At 71.3% G+C, this 21,736-nt stretch carries 22 protein-coding genes; 15 read left to right on the top strand and 7 right to left on the bottom strand.

Going from position 1 to position 21,736, the window contains the following annotated elements:
* Nucleotides 1-32 precede the first annotated feature (32 nt).
* The 13 genes from CLV70_RS08595 to CLV70_RS08540 all read left to right on the top strand — a co-directional run bounded on the left by CLV70_RS08595 (nucleotide 33) and on the right by CLV70_RS08540 (nucleotide 11,305).
* Nucleotides 33-1,322, top strand: coding sequence for a serine hydroxymethyltransferase (locus tag CLV70_RS08595; RefSeq protein WP_106125855.1), 1,290 nt, complete (start codon nucleotides 33-35; stop codon nucleotides 1,320-1,322).
* Entirely contained in the window at nucleotides 1,319-1,816 is a 498-nt protein-coding gene (locus CLV70_RS08590; RefSeq protein WP_425440128.1) for a hypothetical protein, read from the top strand. Before CLV70_RS08595 ends, CLV70_RS08590 begins: the two co-directional genes overlap by 4 nt.
* Nucleotides 1,817-2,024: 208 nt before the next feature.
* Entirely contained in the window at nucleotides 2,025-2,258 is a 234-nt protein-coding gene (locus tag CLV70_RS39025) for an AtpZ/AtpI family protein (protein WP_211303688.1), read from the top strand.
* 15 nt (nucleotides 2,259-2,273) lie between these two features.
* The gene (gene atpB / locus CLV70_RS08585; protein ID WP_106125854.1) at nucleotides 2,274-3,062 is read left to right on the top strand and encodes a F0F1 ATP synthase subunit A; all 789 of its coding nucleotides are present in this window, start codon (nucleotides 2,274-2,276) and stop codon (nucleotides 3,060-3,062) included.
* 70 nt (nucleotides 3,063-3,132) lie between these two features.
* Nucleotides 3,133-3,369, top strand: coding sequence for an ATP synthase F0 subunit C (locus CLV70_RS08580; protein ID WP_106125853.1), 237 nt, complete (start codon nucleotides 3,133-3,135; stop codon nucleotides 3,367-3,369).
* A gap of 26 nt (nucleotides 3,370-3,395) precedes the next feature.
* On the top strand, nucleotides 3,396-3,947 hold the full coding sequence (locus CLV70_RS08575) for a F0F1 ATP synthase subunit B (RefSeq protein WP_106125852.1): 552 nt from the start codon (nucleotides 3,396-3,398) through the stop codon (nucleotides 3,945-3,947).
* Nucleotides 3,944-4,765: a F0F1 ATP synthase subunit delta gene (locus CLV70_RS08570; protein WP_170148594.1), complete on the top strand. Its 822-nt coding sequence runs from the start codon at nucleotides 3,944-3,946 to the stop codon at nucleotides 4,763-4,765. Before CLV70_RS08575 ends, CLV70_RS08570 begins: the two co-directional genes overlap by 4 nt.
* 80 nt (nucleotides 4,766-4,845) lie before the next feature.
* Nucleotides 4,846-6,492: a F0F1 ATP synthase subunit alpha gene (gene atpA / locus CLV70_RS08565; protein WP_106125850.1), complete on the top strand. Its 1,647-nt coding sequence runs from the start codon at nucleotides 4,846-4,848 to the stop codon at nucleotides 6,490-6,492.
* Nucleotides 6,493-6,496: 4 nt separating this feature from the next.
* A complete protein-coding gene (locus tag CLV70_RS08560; RefSeq protein ID WP_106125849.1) occupies nucleotides 6,497-7,426 on the top strand; it encodes a F0F1 ATP synthase subunit gamma in 930 nt (309 codons plus the stop codon).
* Complete coding sequence (atpD, locus tag CLV70_RS08555; RefSeq protein ID WP_106125848.1) at nucleotides 7,426-8,868, top strand: F0F1 ATP synthase subunit beta; 1,443 nt, start codon at nucleotides 7,426-7,428, stop codon at nucleotides 8,866-8,868. Before CLV70_RS08560 ends, atpD begins: the two co-directional genes overlap by 1 nt.
* 239 nt (nucleotides 8,869-9,107) lie before the next feature.
* Nucleotides 9,108-10,241, top strand: a complete 1,134-nt coding sequence (locus CLV70_RS08550) for an LCP family protein (protein WP_245908108.1) — start codon at nucleotides 9,108-9,110, stop codon at nucleotides 10,239-10,241.
* 305 nt (nucleotides 10,242-10,546) lie between these two features.
* Nucleotides 10,547-10,828, top strand: a complete 282-nt coding sequence (locus tag CLV70_RS08545) for a F0F1 ATP synthase subunit epsilon (protein WP_106125847.1) — start codon at nucleotides 10,547-10,549, stop codon at nucleotides 10,826-10,828.
* A 9-nt stretch (nucleotides 10,829-10,837) separates the two neighbouring features.
* Nucleotides 10,838-11,305, top strand: a complete 468-nt coding sequence (locus CLV70_RS08540) for a DUF2550 domain-containing protein (protein ID WP_106125846.1) — start codon at nucleotides 10,838-10,840, stop codon at nucleotides 11,303-11,305.
* A gap of 354 nt (nucleotides 11,306-11,659) precedes the next feature.
* On the opposite strand, the gene CLV70_RS08535 is transcribed toward CLV70_RS08540, so the two are convergent.
* Nucleotides 11,660-12,238, bottom strand: coding sequence for a cob(I)yrinic acid a,c-diamide adenosyltransferase (locus CLV70_RS08535; protein WP_106125845.1), 579 nt, complete (start codon nucleotides 12,236-12,238; stop codon nucleotides 11,660-11,662).
* Between the two features lie 41 nt (nucleotides 12,239-12,279).
* On the opposite strand from CLV70_RS08535, the gene murA reads away from it, so the two are divergent.
* Nucleotides 12,280-13,566, top strand: a complete 1,287-nt coding sequence (murA, locus tag CLV70_RS08530) for a UDP-N-acetylglucosamine 1-carboxyvinyltransferase (protein ID WP_106125844.1) — start codon at nucleotides 12,280-12,282, stop codon at nucleotides 13,564-13,566.
* 16 nt (nucleotides 13,567-13,582) lie between these two features.
* Here murA and CLV70_RS08525 read toward each other — a convergent pair whose 3' ends face one another.
* Nucleotides 13,583-13,939, bottom strand: coding sequence for a hypothetical protein (locus CLV70_RS08525; RefSeq protein WP_106125843.1), 357 nt, complete (start codon nucleotides 13,937-13,939; stop codon nucleotides 13,583-13,585).
* A gap of 136 nt (nucleotides 13,940-14,075) precedes the next feature.
* On the opposite strand from CLV70_RS08525, the gene CLV70_RS08520 reads away from it, so the two are divergent.
* Entirely contained in the window at nucleotides 14,076-14,924 is an 849-nt protein-coding gene (locus CLV70_RS08520; RefSeq protein WP_106125842.1) for a 3-hydroxyacyl-CoA dehydrogenase family protein, read from the top strand.
* Nucleotides 14,925-14,931: 7 nt separating this feature from the next.
* On the opposite strand, the gene CLV70_RS08515 is transcribed toward CLV70_RS08520, so the two are convergent.
* The 5 genes from CLV70_RS08515 to CLV70_RS08495 form a co-directional block, all read right to left on the bottom strand.
* The gene (locus CLV70_RS08515) at nucleotides 14,932-15,714 is read right to left on the bottom strand and encodes an ABC transporter permease (RefSeq protein ID WP_245908107.1); all 783 of its coding nucleotides are present in this window, start codon (nucleotides 15,712-15,714) and stop codon (nucleotides 14,932-14,934) included.
* Nucleotides 15,715-15,782: 68 nt separating this feature from the next.
* On the bottom strand, nucleotides 15,783-16,634 hold the full coding sequence (locus CLV70_RS08510) for an ABC transporter ATP-binding protein (RefSeq protein WP_106125841.1): 852 nt from the start codon (nucleotides 16,632-16,634) through the stop codon (nucleotides 15,783-15,785).
* 150 nt (nucleotides 16,635-16,784) lie between these two features.
* Nucleotides 16,785-17,522, bottom strand: a complete 738-nt coding sequence (locus CLV70_RS08505; RefSeq protein ID WP_106125840.1) for a hypothetical protein — start codon at nucleotides 17,520-17,522, stop codon at nucleotides 16,785-16,787.
* On the bottom strand, nucleotides 17,509-20,154 hold the full coding sequence (locus CLV70_RS08500) for an FtsK/SpoIIIE domain-containing protein (RefSeq protein WP_106125839.1): 2,646 nt from the start codon (nucleotides 20,152-20,154) through the stop codon (nucleotides 17,509-17,511). Before CLV70_RS08500 ends, CLV70_RS08505 begins: the two co-directional genes overlap by 14 nt.
* A gap of 85 nt (nucleotides 20,155-20,239) precedes the next feature.
* Nucleotides 20,240-21,730, bottom strand: coding sequence for a hypothetical protein (locus CLV70_RS08495; RefSeq protein ID WP_211303686.1), 1,491 nt, complete (start codon nucleotides 21,728-21,730; stop codon nucleotides 20,240-20,242).
* Nucleotides 21,731-21,736: the final 6 nt, after the last annotated feature.

Below are 21,736 nucleotides of genomic sequence, written 5' to 3'. Positions count from 1 at the left end.
TCCGGCAGCGTTGCTGAGTGAGGGAGCCCGCTATGGACACGTTCTGGGGTCCGGACTTCTCCGCGCTGCGCCGGGAGGATCCCGAGATCGCCGAGGTGGTCCTGGGCGAGCTCGAGCGCCAGCGCGGCGGCCTGCAGCTGATCGCGAGCGAGAACTTCACGTCCCCGGCGGTGCTGGCCGCGCTCGGCTCGACGCTGACCAACAAGTACGCCGAGGGCTACCCCGGGCGGCGCTACTACGGCGGCTGCGCGGAGGTCGACCGGGCCGAGGAGCTGGGCATCGAACGGGCGCGGGAGCTCTTCGGGGCCGACCACGCCAACCTCCAGCCGCACTCGGGCGCGTCGGCGAACATGGCCGCGTACGCCGCACTGGTGCAGCCCGGCGACACGGTGCTCGCCATGGACCTGCCGCACGGCGGGCACCTGACCCACGGCAGCAAGGTCAACTTCTCCGGGAAGTGGTTCCACACCATCGGCTACCGGGTCCGCAGCGACACCGAGCTGATCGACTACGACGAGGTGCGTGACCTGGCGCGGGCGCACCGTCCCGCGCTGATCATCTGCGGGGCGACCGCGTACCCCCGCCTGATCGACTTCAAGGCGTTCCGGGACGTCGCCGACGAGGTGGGGGCGTACCTGATGGTCGACGCCGCGCACTTCATCGGGCTGGTCGCGGGGCGGGCGGTGCCGTCGCCCGTACCGTATGCCGACGTGGTGTCGTGCACCACCCACAAGGTGCTGCGCGGCCCGCGGGGCGGCATGATTCTCTGCCGTGAGGATCTCGCCGCGCGCATCGACAAGGCCGTCTTCCCGTTCACGCAGGGCGGGCCGCTGATGCACGCCGTCGCCGCGAAGGCGGTCGCGCTGCGGGAGGCGTCGCTGCCCGGCTTCCGGACGTACGCCCAGCAGGTCGTGCGCAACTGCCAGGCGCTCGCCGCCGGGCTGGCCGCCGAGGGGATGCGCCCGGTCTCCGGCGGCACCGACACCCACCTGGCGCTGATCGACCTGCGGGACGCCGGCGTCAGCGGCCGGGACGCCGAGGCGCGCTGCGACCGGGCCCGAATCACACTGAACAAGAACGCGATCCCGTTCGACCCGGAGAAGCCGACCACGGCCTCCGGGATGCGGGTCGGCACGCCCAGCGTGACCACGCAGGGCATGCGCGAGGGGGAGATGCGGCAGATCGCCGGGCTCGTGGCCGCCGCGGTGCGCGCCGATCCGGGCACGATCGCCGGTGCCGGCGTGCTGCGGGACGTCGCCGCCGAGGTGGGCGAGCTGGTGCGGCGGTTCCCGGCGTACCCGGGCGCGGAGGTCACGGTATGACCGAGTCCCGGAGCGTGCCCGCGCAGCGGGACGACGAGGACGTGCCGGAGTGGGCCCTGCGCAAGGACGAGGACGACCGGCCGCTGCCCGAGCTGCCGCCGCTGCCCGCCGATCCGCGCTGGCGGGTGGAGCATCTGCCGTTCCTCTCGGCCTTCTCGTTCGCGCTGCTGATGTGCGCGGCCTCGGTGGGCTACCTCGCGTCGGGGGCGCCCGCGGCCCTCGGCGCCGCCGCCGGCGTCGCCCTCGTCACGGTCAGCTACACCATGTCCACGCTGGTCCTGGCCTGGGCCGACACCGTACGCCCGGCGCTGATCATGCCGCTCGGCATGCTCACGTACGTGGTGAAGTACTCATTGCTCGGCGTGATCCTCGCTTTTGTGGTCTCCTCGGAGTGGCCGGGCCGCGCCGCGCTGGGCTGGGGGGTCGTGGCGGGGGTGCTGGGCTGGACGGCGGTGCAGATCTGGTGGGTGGCCCGGCCGGGCCGCCGTAAGTGATCTTCCGCACCGGAGTTTTGCCACGTCAACACCCCTTTTGCGGGCCTTGGTCCACGAACCGGTGACGGATAGGCGGCAAAGGTGTCCGGTTCTGGCGGAGGGGGAGTACCGTGTCTCCGAGTTGCGAGACCCCCGACGCCTGGACAACTGCGGTTGTGCGGGGGGTCCCGCTTAGCTTCGTGTTTCCGACTGATATCTTCTAGCCGTCATGGCCGGTCAGAAACTTCCCAACGAATCCCCCGGTGACGACGGTCCTCCCCCACCCGACACGGGTATGGGCATGACGGCGGTCGCCTATCTCTTCTCGGGCATGTTGGTCTGGGGCGGGATCGGCTGGCTGATCGACCACTGGGTCGGTACCAAGGGCATCTTCGCCGGAATAGGCGCGGTCGTCGGTATCGGCGGTGGTGTCTACCTCATCGTGCGCCGTCTCGGCGCCTGACAGGAAAGGGCTACGGTGATCGGTCAGTCGACGGTCCTCGCAGCGGAGTTCCCGCCCAGTGTCGAGGACTTCTACCTGCCCAGCATCCTGCCGTGGGGCGCGCACGACTCCTACTGGTTCACCAAGGTCACGTTCCTGATCTGGGTCGCCGTCGCCGCCATCATCATCTTCTTCCTGGTCTCGTACCGGAAGCCGCAGCTCGTGCCGACCAAGAAGCAGTGGATGGCCGAGAGTGCGTACGGCTTCGTGCGCAACAACATCGCCGTCGAGATGATCGGCCCGAGGGGCGTGGCGTTCGCGCCCTACCTCACGACGCTGTTCATGTTCATCCTGCTGAACAACTTCTTCGGCATCGTGCCGCTCGTGCAGATCTCGCCGAACTCGCACATCGCCTTCCCGGCGATTCTCGCGGTGATCAGCTACTTCATGTTCATCATCGTCGGCATCCGGCACCACGGCTTCTTCAAGTACTTCAAGACGGCGCTCATCCCGCCGGCGCCGTGGTTCATCCTGCCGCTGCTGATCCCGATCGAGTTCTTCTCGAACTTCATGGTCCGCCCGTTCTCGCTCGCGGTCCGACTCTTCGCCAACATGTTCGCCGGCCACATGCTGCTGCTGGTGTTCACGCTCGGCGGTTTCGCGATGATCAGCTCGAACGTCTGGTTCACGCCGTTCTCGATCGTCTCGTGGCTCATGACGATCGCTCTGACGTTGCTGGAGTTCCTGGTCATCTGCCTGCAGGCGTACGTCTTCACGGTGCTGACCGCGAGCTATGTGCAGGGCGCGCTCGCCGACGAGCACTGAGAGCCGTCGTAGCAACATCCCGTTTGTCGTCGCGCGTGAGAGCCACGCGAGATACCAGGAGGAATCTGCAATGCTTGACGTTATTGCCGCCGTTGAGGGCAGCACCGCCGCCATCGGCTACGGCCTGGCCGCCATCGGCCCCGGCATCGGCGTGGGTCTGGTCTTCTCCGCGTACATCCAGTCGACGGCCCGCCAGCCGGAGTCGTCGCGCCTGACCCTCCCGTACGTCTGGATCGGCTTCGCCGTCATCGAGGCGCTCGCCCTGCTGGGCATCGCCTTCGGCTTCATCTGGCAGGGCCAGCTCTGACCTCAGCTCCTCGATAGGAGGTGCCCATGTACAACACCATTCTTCTGGCTGCTGAGGAAGGCGCCAAGGAGCACAATCCGATCATTCCTGTATGGCAGGAGATCGTGGTCGGCTCGATCGCTTTCGCCGTACTCTGCTTCGTCCTGATGAAGTTCGTCTTCCCGCAGATGGAGAAGACGTTCCGCGCCCGGGTCGACGCGATCGAGGGCGGCATCAAGCGCGCCGAGGCCGCTCAGGCCGAGGCGAACCAGCTGCTCGAGCAGTACAGGGCGCAGCTCGGCGAGGCCCGCACCGAGGCCGCGCGGATCCGCGACGAGGCTCGTGCCGACGCGGAGGGCATCCGGCAGGACGTTCTCGCCAAGGCGCGGGAGGAGTCCGACCGGATCATCGCGGCCGGCCGCGAGCAGCTCGCCGCCCAGCGCGAGAGCATCGTTCGTGACCTGCGTGCCGAGGTCGGCACGCTCGCGGTGGACCTGGCCAGCCGGATCGTCGGTGAGTCGCTGGCCGACGAGGCGCGCAGCCGGGGCACCGTGGACCGGTTCATCAACGAGCTCGGCGCCGGTACGGGCGGGCGCTGATGGCGACCGTCAACCGGGAGTCGTACGCCGCCGCCGCGGAGAAGCTGACCGCGGGCACGGGGACGGCCACCGCCGCGCAGATCGCCACCACCGCCGACGAGATCATGTCGGTGGCCCGGCTGCTGCGCGGCGAGCCGCGGCTCCGGCGGGCGCTCACCGACCCGTCGCGCTCGGGTGCCGAGCGGGGCGAGCTGTTGCGTTCGCTGCTCACCGGAAAGCTCAGTGAGGCCGCGGTCGAGGCGCTGACGGTGCTGGCGTCCGGCCGCTGGTCGGCGCCGAACGAACTGCTCGACGCCACCGAGCGGCTCGGCATCGACACCGCGCTGGCGGCGGCCGGCAAGGCCGACCGGCTGGCCGACATCGAGGACGAGCTGTTCCGCTTCGGCCAGGTCGTCTCCGGCAGTCCGGAGCTTGCGGTCACCCTCGGTGACCCGACCGTTCCGGCCGACCGGCGCGCTAAGCTGGCCGAGGACCTGCTCAAGGGCAAAGCCCAGACGGGAACGCTCCAGCTGGTGCGGGTCGCGCTCGAGGGCTTCGGCGGCCGCAGCTTCGAGACGTCACTGACCAAGCTGGTCGAGCTGACCGCTGCGAAGCGGGACCGCGAGGTCGCCTACGTGACGTCGGCCAAGGTGCTCGACGACGCCGAGGAGCAGCGGCTCGCCGCCAAGTTGTCCGACATCTACGGTCGGCAGGTCTCGCTGAAGGTCGATGTGGATCCGAGCATTCTCGGTGGCCTCAGCGTCCGTGTCGGCTCCGACCTCTACGACGGCACGATCCTGCGGCGACTTCACGAAGCCCGGCAGGCGTTCGCGAAATAGTTACTTCCCCTCGGCGGCGGCGACGCTACCGAAAGCCCTCGGGCGCGGCGACGCCCCGAGCCGACTAGAGAAGGCAGAGGATGGCCGAGCTGACCATCTCCTCGGACGAGATCCGGGGGGCGCTAGAGCGCTACGTCTCGTCCTACACGCCCGAGGTCTCCCGCGAGGAGGTCGGCATCGTCTCCGATGCGGGCGACGGCATCGCGCACGTCGAGGGTCTGCCCTCGACGATGGCGAACGAACTGCTCGAGTTCGAGGACGGCACGCTGGGTGTCGCCCTGAACCTCGACGTCCGCGAGATCGGCGCCGTGGTCCTGGGTGACTTCGCCGGCATCGAGGAGGGCCAGCAGGTCAAGCGGACCGGCCGCGTCCTCTCGGTCCCGGTCGGCGACGCCTACCTCGGCCGCGTGGTCGACGCCCTGGGCAACCCGATCGACGACCGGGGCGAGATCGCCGACGAGGGCTTCCGCGAGCTCGAGCTGCAGGCGCCGAACGTCATGGCGCGCCAGCCCGTGAAGCAGCCGCTGCAGACCGGCATCAAGGCGATCGACGCCATGACGCCGATCGGCCGCGGCCAGCGCCAGCTGATCATCGGCGACCGCAAGACCGGCAAGACCACGGTCGCGCTCGACACGATCATCAACCAGCGCGCCAACTGGGAGTCCGGCGACCCGGAGAAGCAGGTCCGCTGCATCTACGTCGCCATCGGCCAGAAGGCGTCCACCATCGCCAGCATCCGCGGGACGCTGGAGGCGCAGGGCGCGCTGGAGTACACGACCATCGTGGCCTCGCCGGCGTCCGACCCGGCCGGCTTCAAGTACATCGCGCCGTACACCGGCTCGGCCATCGGCCAGCACTGGATGTACAACGGCAAGCACGTCCTGATCGTCTTCGACGACCTGACGAAGCAGGCCGAGGCGTACCGCGCGGTGTCGCTGCTGCTGCGCCGCCCGCCGGGCCGTGAGGCGTACCCGGGCGACGTCTTCTACCTGCACAGCCGCCTGCTCGAGCGCTGCGCCAAGCTCTCCGACGAGCTGGGTGGCGGCTCGATGACCGGCCTGCCGCTGATCGAGACCAAGGCCAACGACATCTCGGCCTACATCCCGACCAACGTCATCTCCATCACCGACGGTCAGATCTTCCTCGAGGCCGACCTGTTCGCCTCCGGCGTGCGCCCCGCCATCAACGTCGGCACCTCGGTGTCGCGGGTGGGTGGTTCCGCGCAGGTGAAGGGCATGCGCCGGGTCTCCGGCCGGCTCCGCCTCGACCTCGCCCAGTTCCGCGAGCTGGAGGCCTTCTCGGCCTTCGCCTCGGACCTGGACAAGGCCTCGCGGGCCCAGCTCGAGAAGGGCGTACGCCTGGTCGAGCTGCTCAAGCAGCCGCAGTACTCGCCGCTGTCGGTGGCCGAGCAGATCGTCGTCATCTGGGCCGGCACCACCGGCCAGCTCGACGACATCCCGGTCGGCGACGTGCGCCGGTTCGAGGCCGAGCTGCTCGACTGGATCAAGCGCAACCGCAGCGAGACCTTCACCGCCATCGAGGGCAACGGTCAGCTGACCGACGAGCAGGTCGAGACCCTCGAGAAGGCGGTCAAGGAGTTCAAGCCGCTGTTCAAGGAGGGCGCGATCACCGGCGGTCCGAACGACGCCCCGGCCGAGCCGCTCGCCGAGGGTCGCGAGAGCCGCGAGACCGTGACGCGCGAGGTCCGATCCGCGGACGAGGCCTGAGGCCATGGCCGGTCAGGTACAGGCCCTCCGGCGGCGCATCCGCACCGTCCGGTCGACCAAGAAGATCGCCAAGGCGCAGGAGCTCGTGGCCACCAGCCGGATCGCCAAGGCGCAGGAGCGGGTCGCCGCCTCCAAGCCGTACTCGGAGGCGATCACGCGGGTGCTGACGGCGCTGGCTTCCAACGCGTCCGTCGACAACCCGCTGCTGCAGCCGCGCGAGCGGGTGCGGCGGGCGGGCGTCCTGCTCATCACCAGCGACCGCGGCCTGGCCGGCGCCTACAACGCCAACGCGATCCGCACCGCCGAGCAGCTGATCTCCCGGCTGCGCGGCGACGGCAAGGACGTGGCGCTGTACATCGTCGGCCGTAAGGGCGTCGGGTATTACCGGTTCCGCAACCGGCCCATCGCGGCCAGCTGGACCGGCTTCTCCGAGCGGCCCTCGTTCGAGGACGCGCGGCACATCGGGGAGTCCCTGCTGGAGGCCTTCGTGGCCGGCGTGGACGACGCCGACGAGCACCACGGCCCGGACGGCATCCAGGGTGTGGACGAGCTGCACATCGTCAGCACGCAGTTCAAGTCCCTCATGACCCAGTCGGCGGAGGCGCACTTCCTGGCGCCGATGCAGGTCGAGGAGCGCGAGCGGGAGCCCGGGCTGCGTGCGGCGTACGAGTTCGAGCCCGAGGCCGAGGAGCTGCTGAACGCGCTGCTGCCCAAGTACCTCAACACGCGGATCTACGCGGCGTTGCTGGACTCGGCGGCGAGCGAGTCGGCGTCGCGGCGCCGGGCGATGAAGAGCGCGTCGGACAACGCGGACGATCTGCTCAAGCGGTACACGCGCGAGATGAACTCGGCGCGCCAGGCCGCGATCACCCAGGAAATCAGTGAAATCGTCGGCGGCGTCGAGGCGCTGTCCACGTCGGGAAGTGATGTGTGATGACTGCTGTAGCTGAGCCCACCAAGACGGAGACCGGTGTCGGCCGCGTCGTCCGGGTCATCGGCCCGGTCGTCGACGCGGAGTTCCCGCGGGACGCGATGCCCGCGATCTTCAACGCGCTGCACGTCGAGGTCACCCTCTCCGAGGGCACCAAGACGCTGACCCTCGAGATCGCCCAGCACCTCGGTGACAACATGGTCCGGGCCATCTCCATGCAGCCGACCGACGGCCTCGTCCGCGGCGCCGAGGTGCGGGACACCGGCTCGCCGATCTCGGTGCCCGTCGGCGACGTGACCAAGGGCCACGTCTTCAACGCCCTGGGCGAGGTGCTCAACGCCGACCCCGCGTCGCTGCAGGTCACCGAGCGCTGGCCGATCCACCGCAAGCCCCCGGCGTTCGCGGACCTCGAGCCGAAGACCGAGATGCTGGAGACCGGCATCAAGGTGCTCGACCTGCTCGCGCCGTACGTGCGCGGTGGCAAGATCGGCCTGTTCGGCGGCGCGGGCGTGGGCAAGACGGTGCTCATCCAGGAGATGATCATCCGGGTTGCCCGCAACTTCGGTGGTACGTCGGTGTTCGCCGGCGTCGGCGAGCGCACCCGCGAGGGCAACGACCTCATCCTCGAGATGGACGAGGGCGGCGTGCTCGACAAGACCGCGCTGGTCTTCGGCCAGATGGACGAGCCGCCGGGCACCCGCCTGCGCGTCGCCCTGACCGCCCTGACCATGGCGGAGTACTTCCGGGACGTCCAGAACCAGGAGGTGCTGCTCTTCATCGACAACATCTTCCGGTTCACCCAGGCCGGTTCCGAGGTGTCCACCCTGCTCGGCCGCATGCCGTCCGCCGTGGGTTACCAGCCCACGCTGGCCGACGAGATGGGCGAGCTCCAGGAGCGGATCACCTCCGTCCGGGGCAAGGCGATCACCTCGCTGCAGGCGATCTACGTGCCCGCCGACGACTACACCGACCCGGCGCCGGCGACCACGTTCGCCCACCTGGACGCGACCACCAACCTCGAGCGGTCGATCTCCGACAAGGGCATCTACCCCGCCGTGGACCCGCTGGCCTCGAGCTCGCGGATCCTGGCGCCGGAGTTCGTCGGCGCCGAGCACTACGCGGTCGCCCGTGAGGTGCAGCGAATCCTGCAGAAGTACAAGGACCTGCAGGACATCATCGCCATCCTCGGTATGGACGAGCTGTCCGAGGAGGACAAGGTCACGGTGCAGCGGGCCCGCCGCATCGAGCGCTTCCTCTCGCAGAACACGTACGCCGCCGAGCAGTTCACCGGCGTTCCCGGCTCGACGGTCCCGCTGAAGGAGACCATCGAGGCGTTCAAGAAGATCAGCGAGGGCGAGTACGACTCCTTCCCCGAGCAGGCCTTCTTCATGTGCGGTGGCCTCGAGGACCTCGAGCGCAACGCGCACGAGCTGATGAAGGGCTGATCAGCACCGGAACCGTCACGGGGCCGCTCCGACACCACGTCGGGGCGGCCCTGCGCGTTTCCTACGGCCCGTTATGTCCGTTTAGCAGCCAGTGCCCCGGGGCAGCGGGCGGGGCCGGGTATCAGGACGCGAAAGTTTCTTCTCTTGTTCGGATATTCTTGGCGGTGCCGATGGCCCGGCCCTGCGATCATGGCCCCTTTGGTCGCGGATGAGACCGATCGACGGCGGTTGGGGAGCGAGTGGCGAAGAGCGAGAAACCCAGGACCAAGCGGCGGTCGCCGCTCTGGGCGCGGCTGTGCGCGATCTTCGGGTGCGTGCTGATGGTCATCAGCGGCGGCGCGCTGATCACGAGCAAGGCCCTCGTCGCCCGGTACGCCGGCGCGGTCGAGACCAAGGACCTGTTCGGCAACTCCGCCGCCGGCGCCACCAAGCGGCCGGTCAGCGACATCAAGGGCCCGGTCAACATCCTGCTCGTGGGCATCGACCCGCGGGACACCTCGACGGCCCCGCTCTCGGACTCGATCATCGTCGTGCACATCCCCAAGGGGCTGAAGCAGGCCTACCTCTTCTCCATCCCGCGTGACCTGCGGGTCGAGATCCCGCCCTTCGCCCGCACCGGCTTCCAGGGCGGCACCTCCAAGATCAACGCCGCGATGTCGTACGGCAGCAGCACCGGCGACGGCAAGCACGACGTGGCCCAGGGCTTCGACCTGCTCGCCAAGACGGTCAGCAAGCTCACCGGCATCAAGAAGTTCGACGCCGGCGCGATCATCAACTTCAACGGCTTCAAGGAGATCGTCGACGCGATGGACGGGGTCACCATGACCATCGACCAGAACGTCAAGTCCGAGCACCTGCAGCCCAACGGCAAGCCGCGGCCCCGCCGGCCGGAATGCGCCGACAACAGCTGCGCCCATCCGTACGTCGGGCCGCAGAAGGAATACAAGAAGGGCACGTACCACCTGGAGGGCTGGGAGGCGCTCGACTACGTACGCCAGCGCTACGGCCTGCCCAAGAGCGACTACGACCGCCAGCGGCACCAGCAGCAGTTCATCAAGGCCATGGCGGAGCAGGCGCTGAGCAAGAACGTGGTGACCAACCCCATCAAGCTCGACCAGGTGCTCCGGGCGGCCGGCGACGCGCTCATCTTCGACGGCAACGGGCACAACGTCGTGGACTGGGGCCTGGCCCTGCGCGGCCTGCGCTCCAACGACATGGCCCTGGTGAAACTCCCCGGCCGGTCGCTGTTCAACGGCCGGCAGTACATCGGTGAGGGCCTGGAACCGAGCGCGGACGACTTCTTCGCGTCCGTGAACGACGACACGATCGCGACGTTCCTGGTCGAACACCCGGACTTCCTGCAGAAGCTCTGAGCCGCCCGCGGGAGTGCGCCGGAGTGGCGGTCGCCACCCCAGGCAACAGGGTGTCACCCGGGCGTTTAGAATTCACGCCATCGGCTGGGTTCCCCGGCCGGCAGGTTCCCCCGGGTTGACAGGGTTCCTCAGCTGACACGGCCCCTCAGCCGACGCAGTGCTCAGCTGACGCGGTTCTCAGTTGACGCGGTTCTTGGTTGATGCAGTTCTTAGTTGATGCAGTGCTCAGTTGACACAGGTGTTCCGGTTCCACAGGTGTTCCGGTTCCTCAGTTGACACGGTTCCTCAGGTTGATAGGAGACAGCGTGGCCAAGCAGTTGCACGTCCAGGTCGTCGCCGTCGAGGAAAAGGTCTGGTCCGGCGACGCCGAGATGGTAGTCGCGCGCACCACCGAGGGCGAGATCGGTGTCCTGCCCGGCCACTCGCCGCTCCTCGGCCTGCTCAAGGAGCCGTCCCAGGTGCGGGTCAAGCTCGCCGGCGGCGAGCAGCTCACCTACGACGTGGCCGGCGGCTTCGTCTCCATCGACGCGGACGGCGTGACGGTCCTCGCCGAGAGCGCCACCCCCGCCACCCCCGACGCGCACTGACGCCGAGCGATGCGGATTCTGGTGATCGTCGGAATCTGCCTCGCCGCGCTCTTCGCCGTCCTCCTCGCGGTCTTCCTCCGCCGCCGCCTGCTCATGCTCGGCGGCGGCACGATCCGCCTCCAGGTCCGGGTAAACACCCTGGTCCCGGGCCGCGGCTGGTCCACCGGCATAGGCCAGTTCGTCGGCGACGAGCTCCGCTTCCACCGCATGTTCAGCTTCGCCTTCCGCCCCAAGCGCGTCCTCAACCGCCGCACCCTGGGCGTGGAACGCCGCCGCCTCCCGGAAGGCCCCGAACGCCTCACCATGCCGGGCCACTGGGTGATCCTCCTCTGCCACCAGGCCGGCACGAACATCGAGATCGCCATGGCCGAGTCCACGGTGACGGGCTTCCTGTCCTGGCTCGAAGCGGGCCCACCCGGCCAGCCGGGCAGCGTCGCCCCCAGACCGACAATCAGCCCCCGCCCCGCGGAGAACTGACACCAGCCCCGCACAGCCTCACCCGACCGCCACAACCGCACCGCAGCGGCCGGCGCTGCGATCGGCGGCCCCGGGCGGTCGTCGGTTCCGCGGCCGTTGGTCCCGGGCGGTCGTCGGTTCCGCGGCCGTTGGTCCCGGGCGGTCGTCGGTCCCGTAGCCGTTGGTCCCGGGCGGTCGTCGGCTCCACGCGGTCGTCGCGAGCCGGATCACGCCATAGCGCGGTCACCCCACCACCGGCATGTGTGCCCGCATGCTGGGGCCGCATGCTCGGCCGGGTCGCATGCTCGGACCGGGGCGTCGGGGCTGCCGTCGGCTCTCGGGCGGGTGGAGGCCGACGGCCGGTGGGTCTGGCGGTCAGCCCGCCTGGCCGCCGGGGACCCATTTCACGTCGCCGGCCGGGCCGTTCGCCGTGCGGGCCAGGATGAACAGCAGGTCCGACAGGCGGTTCAGGTACTTGGCCGGGAGCGGGCCGGTGCGGTCCGGGTCCTCCTCGATCAGCGCCCACGCCGAGCGTTCCGCGCGGCGGGCTACCGTGCGGGCCACGTGCAGGAGGGATGCGCCCGGGGTGCCGCCCGGCAGGACGAAGGAGTCGAGCGCCGGGAGCTGCTCGTTGTATTCGTCGCACCAGCCTTCGAGGCGGGTCACGTACGTCTCCGTGATGCGCAGGGGCGGGTACGGCGGGTCGTCGGCGAGCGGGTTGCACAGGTCCGCGCCCACGTCGAACAGGTCGTTCTGGATGGCGGTCAGGACGCTGCGGATGTCCGGTGCGAGGGCGCCGAGGGCGAGCGCCACCCCCAGCGCGGCGTTGCACTCGTCGACGTCGGCGTACGCGACGATGCGCGGATCCGTCTTCGCGGCGACCTCGTTGTTGCCGAGGCGGGTCGAGCCGGCGTCGCCGGTGCGGGTGTAGATGCGGGTGAGATGCACGGCCATGGCCCCCACCCTACGGAGGCGGCCGGGGCGCGCCCCATACGATGGCCCGCGTGGATGTGATCAGGGTCAAGGGCGGCGCGCGTCTCTCCGGTGATGTCACGGTCGGCGGTGCCAAGAACTCGGCGCTCAAGCTGATGGCCGTCGCGTTGCTGGCCGAGGGGCGCAGCGTCGTGGCGAACACTCCCCGGATCACCGACGTGGCGATCATGGGCGAGGTGCTGCGGCGGCTGGGCTGTGACGTGTCGTTCGACGGCGGCGAGGCGACGATCGACGTGCCGGCCGAGCCGGGCAGCGAGGCGGACTACGACCTGGTGCGCCGGCTCCGCGCGTCGATCTGCGTGCTGGGGCCGCTGCTGGCCCGCCGCGGCTACGTGCGGGTCGCGCTGCCCGGCGGCGACATGATCGGCTCGCGCGGGCTGGACATGCACGTGTCGGGGCTGGCGCGGCTGGGCGCGGAGATCTCGGGTGAGCACGGCTTCGTCATCGCCTCGGCCCCGGCCGGGCTGCGCGGCGCCAAGATCTGGCTGGATTTCCCGAGCGTCGGCGCCACCGAGAACATTCTCATGGCCGCCGTGCTCGCCAAGGGCGTCACCGAGATCGACAACGCGGCGCGCGAGCCGGAGATCGTCGACATCTGCCAGATGCTCACCGAGATGGGCGCGCACATCGACGGCGCCGGCACGTCGACGCTGACCATCGAGGGCGTCGACGCGCTGCGGCCGGTCCGGCACGCCACCGTCGGCGACCGCATCGTCGGCGGGACCTGGGCGTACGCCACCGCGATGACCCGCGGGGACGTGACCGTCCACGGCGTACGGCCGGAATATCTGGAGATCGCGCTGGACAAGCTGGTCTCCGCCGGCGGGGTGGTCGAGCCGGGCGACAACCGGTTCCGCGTACGGATGGACGACCGTCCGAAGGCCGTCGACATCGTGACGCTGCCGTATCCGGGTTTCGCCACCGACCTGCTGCCGATGGCGCTCGGGCTGGCCGCGGTGAGCTCCGGCACCTCCCTGATCACGGAGAACATCTTCGACGGCCGGTTCATGTTCGTGAACGAGATGGTGCGGCTCGGGGCGGACATCCGTACCGACGGCCACCACGCCGTGACGAACGGCCGTGAGCGGCTCTCCGGCGCCCCGGTCCGCGCGACCGACATCCGGGCCGGCGCCGGCCTGGTGATCGCGGGCCTGTGCGCCGACGGCGTGACCGAGGTCGGCGAGGTCCACCACATCGACCGCGGCTACCCGGACTTCGTCTCGGACCTGGCCAACCTCGGCGTCGACGTGGAACGCGCGGTCGTCACCGAGCCCACCTACGACTTCTGAGGGCCGGGGCGGGCGTTCAGAGGGCGGGGGAGCCGCCCACCAGGCGCCGGGCCTCCTCCGCCTCCTCCGGGAACACCAGCACCACCAGGCGGCCGTCCGGGCGGGCCGCGGACGTCGAGCGGATCCCCGCCGAGCGGAGCAGCACCCGGATCTCCTCGGCCACGCCGGGGTCGTCGGTGGTGGCTGCCGGGCAGAGCAGGCCGTAGTCGTCGCCGCAGTCGAAGATCGCCAGGCCTTCGTAGAGGTCGCGGAGCGGGTCGTCGCCGGGGCGGGTCCATTGCAGGCCCATCCGCCAGAAGATCGCGCCGAGGAATCCGACGAGAGCGACGGCGATGAAGGGCCCGAGGAGGTACCAGCCGTCGCTTGGTGGCATGGGCACAGTCTGGCATCGGCAGGGCCGGTTTTCCGGGGATTTGACCTGATAGAGGCCCTGAGGCTGCGTTAAGGGCGCCCGCTAGTCTGGGACCACGCTCAAGGTCGAGCGGGCTTACGGAGAAGGAGAGGCACACATGGCGGGTCGGCTTGCGGTCATCGGCTCCGGTCTGATGGGTTCCGGTATCGCCCAGGTGGCGGCGCAGGCGGGATGGCAGGTCACCATGCGGGACCTGGACGAGTCCTCGCTCCAGCGGGGGGTCACCGCGGTCCGGGACTCCCTCGCGCGCTTCGCCGCCAAGGGGAAGATCACCCAGGAGGACGCCGACGCCACCGTCGCCCGGATCACCACCACGACCGAGCTGGAGGCGGCCGCCGACGCGGACGTCGTGGTCGAGGCGATCTTCGAGAAGGTCGAGGCCAAGCACGAGGTCTTCCGCGCGCTCGACAAGATCTGCAAGCCCGGCGCGGTGCTCGGCACGAACACGTCGGCGATCCCGATCACCCAGATCGCGGCGGTCACCGAGCGGCCCGAGTCGGTGGTCGGCATCCACTTCTTCTCGCCGGTGCCGATGATGAAGCTCGTCGAGCTGGTCCGCGGCTACCAGACCTCCGACGAGACGCTGGCGTCGGCGCGCAACTTCGCCGAGGAGGTCGGCAAGACCTGCGTCGAGGTGCGGCGGGACGTGGCCGGGTTCGTCTCCAACCGGCTCTTCTCGGCGCTGCTGGTCGAGGCGATCAAGCTCGTCGAGTCGGGCGTGGTGTCCGCCGCCGACCTGGACACGGTCATGAAGCTGGGCTTCGGCCACGCCATGGGTCCGCTGGCCACCATCGACCTGACCGGCCTCGACGTGATGCTCAACGCGACCAGCAACATCTACCGGGACACCGCGGACGAGAAGTTCTTCCCGCCGGAGCTGCTGCAGCGCATGGTCACCGCCGGTGACCTCGGCCGCAAGACCGGCAAGGGCTTCTACAGCTACTGAGCCGGGGTCAGCCGTCGCGCTTGGTGGTCCATCGGAACGTGGTGAGACACAGGATGAGGGCCACCAGGCACCACACCCCCAGCACCAGCGCCACCATCGGCAGGTCGTAGGAGCCGCCCGGCTCCCGCGGGCCGAAGGACTCCGGCAGGAACACCGAGCGCAGCCCCTGGCACATCCACTTCAGCGGGAAGATCGAGGCGAGGTTCTGCATCCAGCCGGGCAGGCTGGTGAAGACGAAGAACACGCCGGAGATGAACTGCAGGATCAGCGCGACCGGGGTGACCACCGCCGGGGCGCTGCGCCCGGTGCGGGCCAGCGACGAGAAGGCGATGCCGCACAGCGTGCACGCGGTGATGCCGAGCGCGGAGACCCACAGGAACGTCAGCCACTTGCCGGCGGTGTCCGGCAGGTCCAGTCCGAAGAGCAGGGTCGCCACGGCGAGCAGGATCGCGGTCTCCAGCACCGCGATGAAGGCCACCATGAGCACCTTGCCGGCGAAGTAGACCCACCGCGGCATCGGCGTGCCGAGCAGGCGCTTGAGCACCCCGCGGTCGCGTTCCATCGGGATCTGGATGGCGAGGGCCTGGAAGCCGACGGTCATCAGGCCGGTCGCGATCATGCCGGTCACGAAGTACTGGGTGAACTTGACGCCGTCGCCGATCTCGCCCTTGAAGATCGAGCCGAACACCAGGATCAGGATCGCCGGGAAGGCCAGCGTGAACATGACCTGTTCGCGACTGCGCAGGAACTGCTGGATCTCCAGCGCCCCCTGCCGAAGACCGAGGTTCATGCCGCTGAGCCTCATGGGCATGCTCTCCTGGCCCTTCACTTTCGCTTCGCCCGCTCCGGTGCAGTCGATCATGCTGAAATCATGTCGAGATAGATGTCCTCAAGGGTCGGTCTGGTCACCGTCAGGCCGGGGACCTCGCCGTCGAAGCGCGCGGCCAGGTCGGTGACCACGGCCGTCGGCGTCGCGCTGCGGGTGCTTTCCCAGGCGCCTTCCGCCGTACGCCAGGAGACGGTCGCCAGGGCGGAATCCCGGTTGCCCAGCCGCCGCGGGGTGTCCACGGCGATCAGCCGCCCGGCCGTGATCACCCCGACCCGGTCGGCGAGGGTCTCCGCCTCCTCCAGGTAGTGCGTGGTGAGCACGATCGTCGTACCGCTGCCGGCCAGGTCGCGGATCAGCGTCCAGAACTCGCGGCGGGCCTCCGGGTCGAAGCCGGTGGTGGGCTCGTCGAGGAAGAGCAGCTCCGGCCGGCCGATGATGCCCAGCGCGACGTCGAGCCGCCGCTTCTGCCCGCCCGAGAGGGTGTGCGTACGCGAACGGGCCTTTTCTGTCAGGCCCACCCGCGCGATGACGTCCGCCGGATCGTCGGGCTCGGGGTAGAACCGGGCGAAGTGGCCGACCACCTCGCCGACGGTCAGCTCGTCGAACTCGCCGGTGCCCTGGAGCACGATGCCGACCCGGGTGCGCCACCGGCGCTTCGCGGCGTCCTCGACCGCCGGGTCGACGCCGAGCACGCGCACCTCGCCGCCGTCGCGCTTGCGGTAGCCCTCGAGGATCTCGACCGTGGTGGTCTTGCCGGCGCCGTTCGGGCCGAGCAGCGCGAAGATCTCGCCCCGCGCCACCGTCAGGTCCACACCGTCCACCGCGACCGTGTCGCCGTAGACCTTGCGCAGCCCTCGTACCTCTATCGCGGCCTCCGTCATGGAGGCAACCTAACCCAGCGGCCCGCCGAGGGCTGGGTGGCCGCCGGCCCGGCGGGTTGCTCAGGGCTGGGTGGCCGCGGGCCCGGCGGGTTGCTGAGGGCTGGGTGGCCGCGGGCCCGGCGGCTCGCCGAGGGCAGGGTGGCCGCCGGCTCAGCGGTTCGCCGCGAACGTCACCGAGAGCAGCGTGGCCGCCGCCATGCCGCCGAGCAGCGTGAGGCCGATGCCGCCGATGTCCAGGCGGGCGTGCAGCCGCCGGTGGGCCACCAGCGCGCCCACCGGCACCCCGGCGGAGGGCGCCACGAGGAACGCGAGCCAGCCGAGCCCGCGGATCAGCGTCGCGCCCGGCACGTCCGTGCTGCCCACCGTCACCAGCCCGGCGGCGAGGAGCCCGGTCAGGCCCGCGACCAGCGCACCCAGCAGCGGCAGCAGGGGCAGCACCCAGCGCGGCAGGGAACGGCGCTCGGCCGGGCGTACGGTCACGTCGATGCGCTCCGCGGCCCGGGCGAGCAGCGTGCGCGCCGACTGCCGGGGCGCGGGGACCGGCGACCGGGAGTCGGGGGAGCGTTCCAGGGCCACGCGGGGCAGCGCGTCGATCGCGATCGGCTCGGGCACCTCGCCGAGGGCGCGTACCCGCAGGCCCGGTGCGCGGCGCAGCTGGTCCCAGAGCCGGGCGGCCTCCCGGTCGACGTCGAGCACCTGGGCCGCCGCCGCCCCCGCCCAGCGGTCCGCGGCGGCCGCGTCTCCCTCGGCGCGGGCGAGCTCGCCGGCGGCCTGCGCGGCGCTGGTCCGGTACGCCTCCTCGGCGCCGCGCAGCTCGGTGTCGCGCCGCCGGGCGACCTCGGCGAGCGCGGTCATCATCAGCTGGTAGTCGCGGTCACGTGTGGTCACTGTTCACCTCGTACGGGATGATCACTTCCGGATGGCGGTGCACCGACCGGTCGAAGAAGAGGGCCCGACGCCGGCGCGGGTACCAGGCCGGCCCGCCGGGTTGCGGGGAGAGCGGACTGAGCTCGGGGCCCTGCACGTCCAGCGCCACCCACGCGCCGATCGTGTCCAGCCGCGCCCCGATCCCGCCCAGGTCGTCGCGCAGCCGGGGGACCGAGCGCCACCAGCCCAGCACGTGCAGGCGCTGCTCCGGCCCGTCGGCGAGCAGGCCCCTAAGCCGTTCCCGGTACGCCGGGCCGGCCGCGTCGAGCGCGTACCCGAGCACGTAGTGCGGAATGCCGTCCGGGGCGAGCGTGCCGAACAGGTCGTCGAGGTCGGCGGGTCCGTACCAGTCGGCCTGGGGGAGTTCGGCGACCAGCCGGGCGGCCGGCCGCTCGGCGCCGGGGTCGAGGCAGACGATGCGGAAGCGGGCGGGGCCCTGCGCGGCGAGCGACAGGGCGGCGGAGGCCAGCACGTCGCACGCCTCGTCGATGCGGGTGCCGAGCACCGCCAGGTTGCGTCCCGGCATCCGGCCCAGCCGCAGCCGCGCCGGCCGCGCGGACACGTCGATGCGCTCGCCCAGCACCGCGCCCGGCGAGGAACCGACGTCGGCGGCGCCCCGCGGCACCCGGCCCGCGGGCCGGTACATGGCCGGCAGCCGGGGCACGGCGTCACCGTCGAAGAGCCGCGGCGGTACGCACGTCTCCGGCCGTTCGCGCCACAGCTTGCGCTGCAGCGACCGCCACACCGCCCGGTCGCTCGCGTCGGGCAGCCGCACCACCCGGTTGGCGCCGGCGACCCCGGAGTCGGCGTTGACGACCGCGTGGAACCGGGGGATGACCGCGGCGGCCAGGTTGGTGTCGGCCAGGATCCGCCGCGCCTTGGGCAGCGCGATGCGCAGGGTGAACTGGCCGACCAGGCCCGAGCGGCCCCAGAGCGCCTCGATGCCGGAGACGTCCTGGCTGGCCAGGATCAGGTGGATGCCCTGCGAACGGCCGCGGCGGGCGAGGTCCTCCAGCAGCGTGACCGCCTCGTCGGCGACGGCGTCGCGGCCGGTGAGCAGCACCTGGAACTCGTCGATGACCGCGACGATCCGGGGCCAGTGCCCGCCCGGGTCCTCCGCGCGCAGCTCGGCCAGCTTCGACGCCTCGTACCGTTTGGCGGCCTGGGCCCGGGTCCGCAGCTCCTCGCCGAGGTGGCGGAGCATGGCCAGGCCGAACTCGCGGTCGCCGTTGACGTTGATGCCGGCCAGCCGCACCTGCGGCAGCCAGCTCGGGTCCCGCGGTCCGGGCGCGAACCGGGCGAAGGACACGCCCTCCTTGAAATCGAGCAGGTAGAGGGCGAGTTCCCCGGGGCCGTACCGGGCGGCGAGCGAGCCGATCCAGGCGTAGATCAGGTTGGTCTTGCCGGACCCGGACGGCCCGCCGATGAGCGCGTGCGGCGGGTCGTCGCCGAGCGCCACCTCCACCAGCGAGCCGTCGGTGCTGTCGCCGATCGGCGCGGTCAGGCCGTGCGCGGACGACTCGGTCCAGAGCTTCTCCGGCTCGAGGTCGGCGAAGCGGGCCGGCGGCGGGCCCGCGCGCAGCCGCTCGGCGGTGGCCCGGCAGAACGCGGCGATCCGCTCCGGCGGCGGCGCCGCGTCGAGGGTGACGATCAGGGTCCCGGTGGTGTCGCAGCTCGCGGATTCCCCGCGCACCGCGATGCGCTCCACCGTCGGGTGCGGTGCCAGCTCCAGACCCCGGACCACCAGGTGTACGCCGCAAGCCACGCCGGTACGCACCACGCGATCGAGCTGCGCGCGCTGCTCGCCGGTGAGATGCCCGGTGCGGCCGGGGTCGAACAGCAGCACCACCACCCGCCACGGCTCGGGGCGCGGCCCGGTGGTGGCGGCGGTGAGTTCGGTCAGGGAGGCGTACTCGCCGGCCAGCACGCTCTCGTTGACCCGGCAGATGTGCTCGACCAGCTCGTCGAGGGCGGCGCCGAGCCCGCCGGGGCTGACGAACGAGAGCAGGCCGGCGTTGCCCAGCGGCGCGAACGCGGCCAGGGTGCCGCCGAGCTGCTCGGGGTCGTACACGCTGAGCCGCACGTCGCCGGGCCGGGTGGTGCCGAGGGCCCGCAGCAGCAGCCCGGAGACGACGCCGTCGGCGGCCGGCTGGTCGCCGAGGACGTTCACGTGCGCGTGGTCGAGGAACGGGACCAGGGCGGGGAGCTTGGTCCGCGTCTCGCCGGCCTCGTACGCGACCGTCCCGATCCGCAGCAGCCCGGGCCGGCCCACCCGGTCGGGTTCGGTCGGCGTCCAGTAGCGCCACGACGTGCCGGCGGCGCCGGACGCGGTGAGGGCGGCCAGCGACTCGACGTTGCGGGTCAGGGTGGCCGCCTCGGCCTGGGTGCGGCGCAGGATGTCCTGCCGGGCGGTGTCGCGCGCCTCGGCGAGCTGGGCGAGGCAGGTCGCGTACGCGTCCCGGATCAGCTTCTTCCGGCGCTGGGCCTCGTTGCGGGCCGACTCGGCGGCGGCCAGCACGGCCCGGGCGGTGCCGCGTGCCTCGGCCAGCTCCTGCCGGACGACGGCGACCAGCGCGTTGCGGTGGCTACCCACTCGACCCCCCGGAATCGACGTGGGGGGATTTTAACCACTATGGGGGGTTTCTCGACCATATGTGCCGCGTGTCGGCTTCGAATGGTCACCGTCCCCCGCCCGGGCGGGCCCCCCGATCCGGCGGATCGAGGGGCCGGGCCGTACCCCTCGGCCGGGTCCGGTCCCGCCGGAGCGCCGGGTCCGGACGGCGGCCGTCGAGGACCGGGCCGTCCCGGTGACCGTCGGCGTCGCGGGGCGCCGGCACGCCCGCGGCCGTCCGGCTCAGCCAGCGGGGATCGGCGGTGACCAGGTCCCGCCAGAGCCGCGCGGCCACCAGGTCGGCGCCCTCGGCCGTCCAGCGGCGCAGCGTCTTGCGGGGCACGTACCGGCGCAGCCAGTCGACCGCCCGGCGGGCGTCGCGGTCCAGGCCGTCCGTCCGGGGTGTCCGCTCGTACGGCCGCAGCCCCAGCACGCAGCAGTAGTGCAACGCGTTGTAGAACCGCCACTCGTCGGTCGTGCCGAACCCGCCGGCCGGCCGCAGCTTCTGCACGTGCTCGGCCAGCACTGCCCGCAGCTCGGCGACCCGGACCAGCGGCTGATCCGCCACGCCCGGCCCGCGCGCGTGCAACCGGCGGTCCACCGTGGGCAGGTCGATGAGCGGGTTGCGCAGCAGCCGGCCGATGTCGGCGTAGTCGTCGAGCGCCCGCCGGGTCAGCCGGTGGAACTCGTCCTCGTCCATGGCGATCATCTGGTGCCGCTCGCGCCGCCGGGGCAGCGCGTCGGCCGCGACCATCAGCGCCGCGCGGTCCGCCCGCAGCCGCTCGTCCTGGAGGAACGCCAGCCGGTCGAGCCCGGCGCGCAGCGGCACGGCCGTCCCGACCGCGCCCAGCACCACGGCCACGAGCACGAACTGGAGGACGGCGACCGTGTGCAGGCCGGGCGCCGCGAGCAGGGTCAGGGCGACCGGCCCGCCGAACAGCAGCGTCGCCGCCCCCGCGGCCACCAGCGAACGCCGCAGGTCGGGCAGGAGCCGCTCGCCGGCCTCGACCGCGTCCGCGACGGCCACCAGGTAGCCGAGCAGCAGCTGGTCGAGGCCGATCGTGGCGATCACCAGCTCCGCCGAGCCGAGGTCGATCGGGATCAGCACGATGACCAGGCCGGCGGCGTACAGGGCGGCGGCCGCGGCGAAGGCGGCGGGCAGCCGGCGCGGGCGTACACGGTCGGCGTACCGCAGCAGCAGGGCCAGCGCGCCGGCCAGCGGCGCCACGGCGACCAGCTTGCCGACGCCGGGCAGCAGGACGGCCAGGATCAGGAAGACCCCCGACGCGTACGCCCACCCGAGATTCACCGGCCGCCGCTCCGGCACGCCCCGCGGGATCAGCGCCGCCGCCACCCCCGCCCAGCCCAGCGCCGGCACGCACAGCAGCACCATCGCCGTGCCGGAGCCCGGTGCGACCGTCCACGCGGCCACCGCCACGGCGTACGACCCGAGCGCCCCGCCTGCCCGCCACAGCAGGATCCGGGCCGGATCACGCGCGACGAGGTAGCACCCCAGCCACCAGGTGAGGGCGAAGGCGGGTACGGCTATCGCGGGCACCGGGGA

Source organism: Pseudosporangium ferrugineum (assembly GCF_003002065.1).
In the GTDB taxonomy this organism is placed as follows: domain Bacteria; phylum Actinomycetota; class Actinomycetes; order Mycobacteriales; family Micromonosporaceae; genus Actinoplanes; species Actinoplanes ferrugineus_A.
Note: the sequence above shows the minus strand (reverse complement) of the source record. Positions and strands in the feature narration are given on the sequence as shown.

Coding starts and splice junctions, on each gene's coding strand:
- CLV70_RS08595 (WP_106125855.1), top strand. CDS start 33: ATGGACACGTTCTGGGGTCCGGACTTCTCCGCGCTGCGCCGGGAGGAT.
- CLV70_RS08590 (WP_425440128.1), top strand. CDS start 1,319: ATGACCGAGTCCCGGAGCGTGCCCGCGCAGCGGGACGACGAGGACGTG.
- CLV70_RS39025 (WP_211303688.1), top strand. CDS start 2,025: ATGGCCGGTCAGAAACTTCCCAACGAATCCCCCGGTGACGACGGTCCT.
- CLV70_RS08580 (WP_106125853.1), top strand. CDS start 3,133: ATGCTTGACGTTATTGCCGCCGTTGAGGGCAGCACCGCCGCCATCGGC.
- CLV70_RS08575 (WP_106125852.1), top strand. CDS start 3,396: ATGTACAACACCATTCTTCTGGCTGCTGAGGAAGGCGCCAAGGAGCAC.
- atpA (WP_106125850.1), top strand. CDS start 4,846: ATGGCCGAGCTGACCATCTCCTCGGACGAGATCCGGGGGGCGCTAGAG.
- CLV70_RS08560 (WP_106125849.1), top strand. CDS start 6,497: ATGGCCGGTCAGGTACAGGCCCTCCGGCGGCGCATCCGCACCGTCCGG.
- atpD (WP_106125848.1), top strand. CDS start 7,426: ATGACTGCTGTAGCTGAGCCCACCAAGACGGAGACCGGTGTCGGCCGC.
- CLV70_RS08540 (WP_106125846.1), top strand. CDS start 10,838: ATGCGGATTCTGGTGATCGTCGGAATCTGCCTCGCCGCGCTCTTCGCC.
- CLV70_RS08535 (WP_106125845.1), bottom strand. CDS start 12,238: ATGGCCGTGCATCTCACCCGCATCTACACCCGCACCGGCGACGCCGGC.
- murA (WP_106125844.1), top strand. CDS start 12,280: ATGGCCCGCGTGGATGTGATCAGGGTCAAGGGCGGCGCGCGTCTCTCC.
- CLV70_RS08525 (WP_106125843.1), bottom strand. CDS start 13,939: ATGCCACCAAGCGACGGCTGGTACCTCCTCGGGCCCTTCATCGCCGTC.
- CLV70_RS08520 (WP_106125842.1), top strand. CDS start 14,076: ATGGCGGGTCGGCTTGCGGTCATCGGCTCCGGTCTGATGGGTTCCGGT.
- CLV70_RS08515 (WP_245908107.1), bottom strand. CDS start 15,714: ATGAACCTCGGTCTTCGGCAGGGGGCGCTGGAGATCCAGCAGTTCCTG.
- CLV70_RS08510 (WP_106125841.1), bottom strand. CDS start 16,634: ATGACGGAGGCCGCGATAGAGGTACGAGGGCTGCGCAAGGTCTACGGC.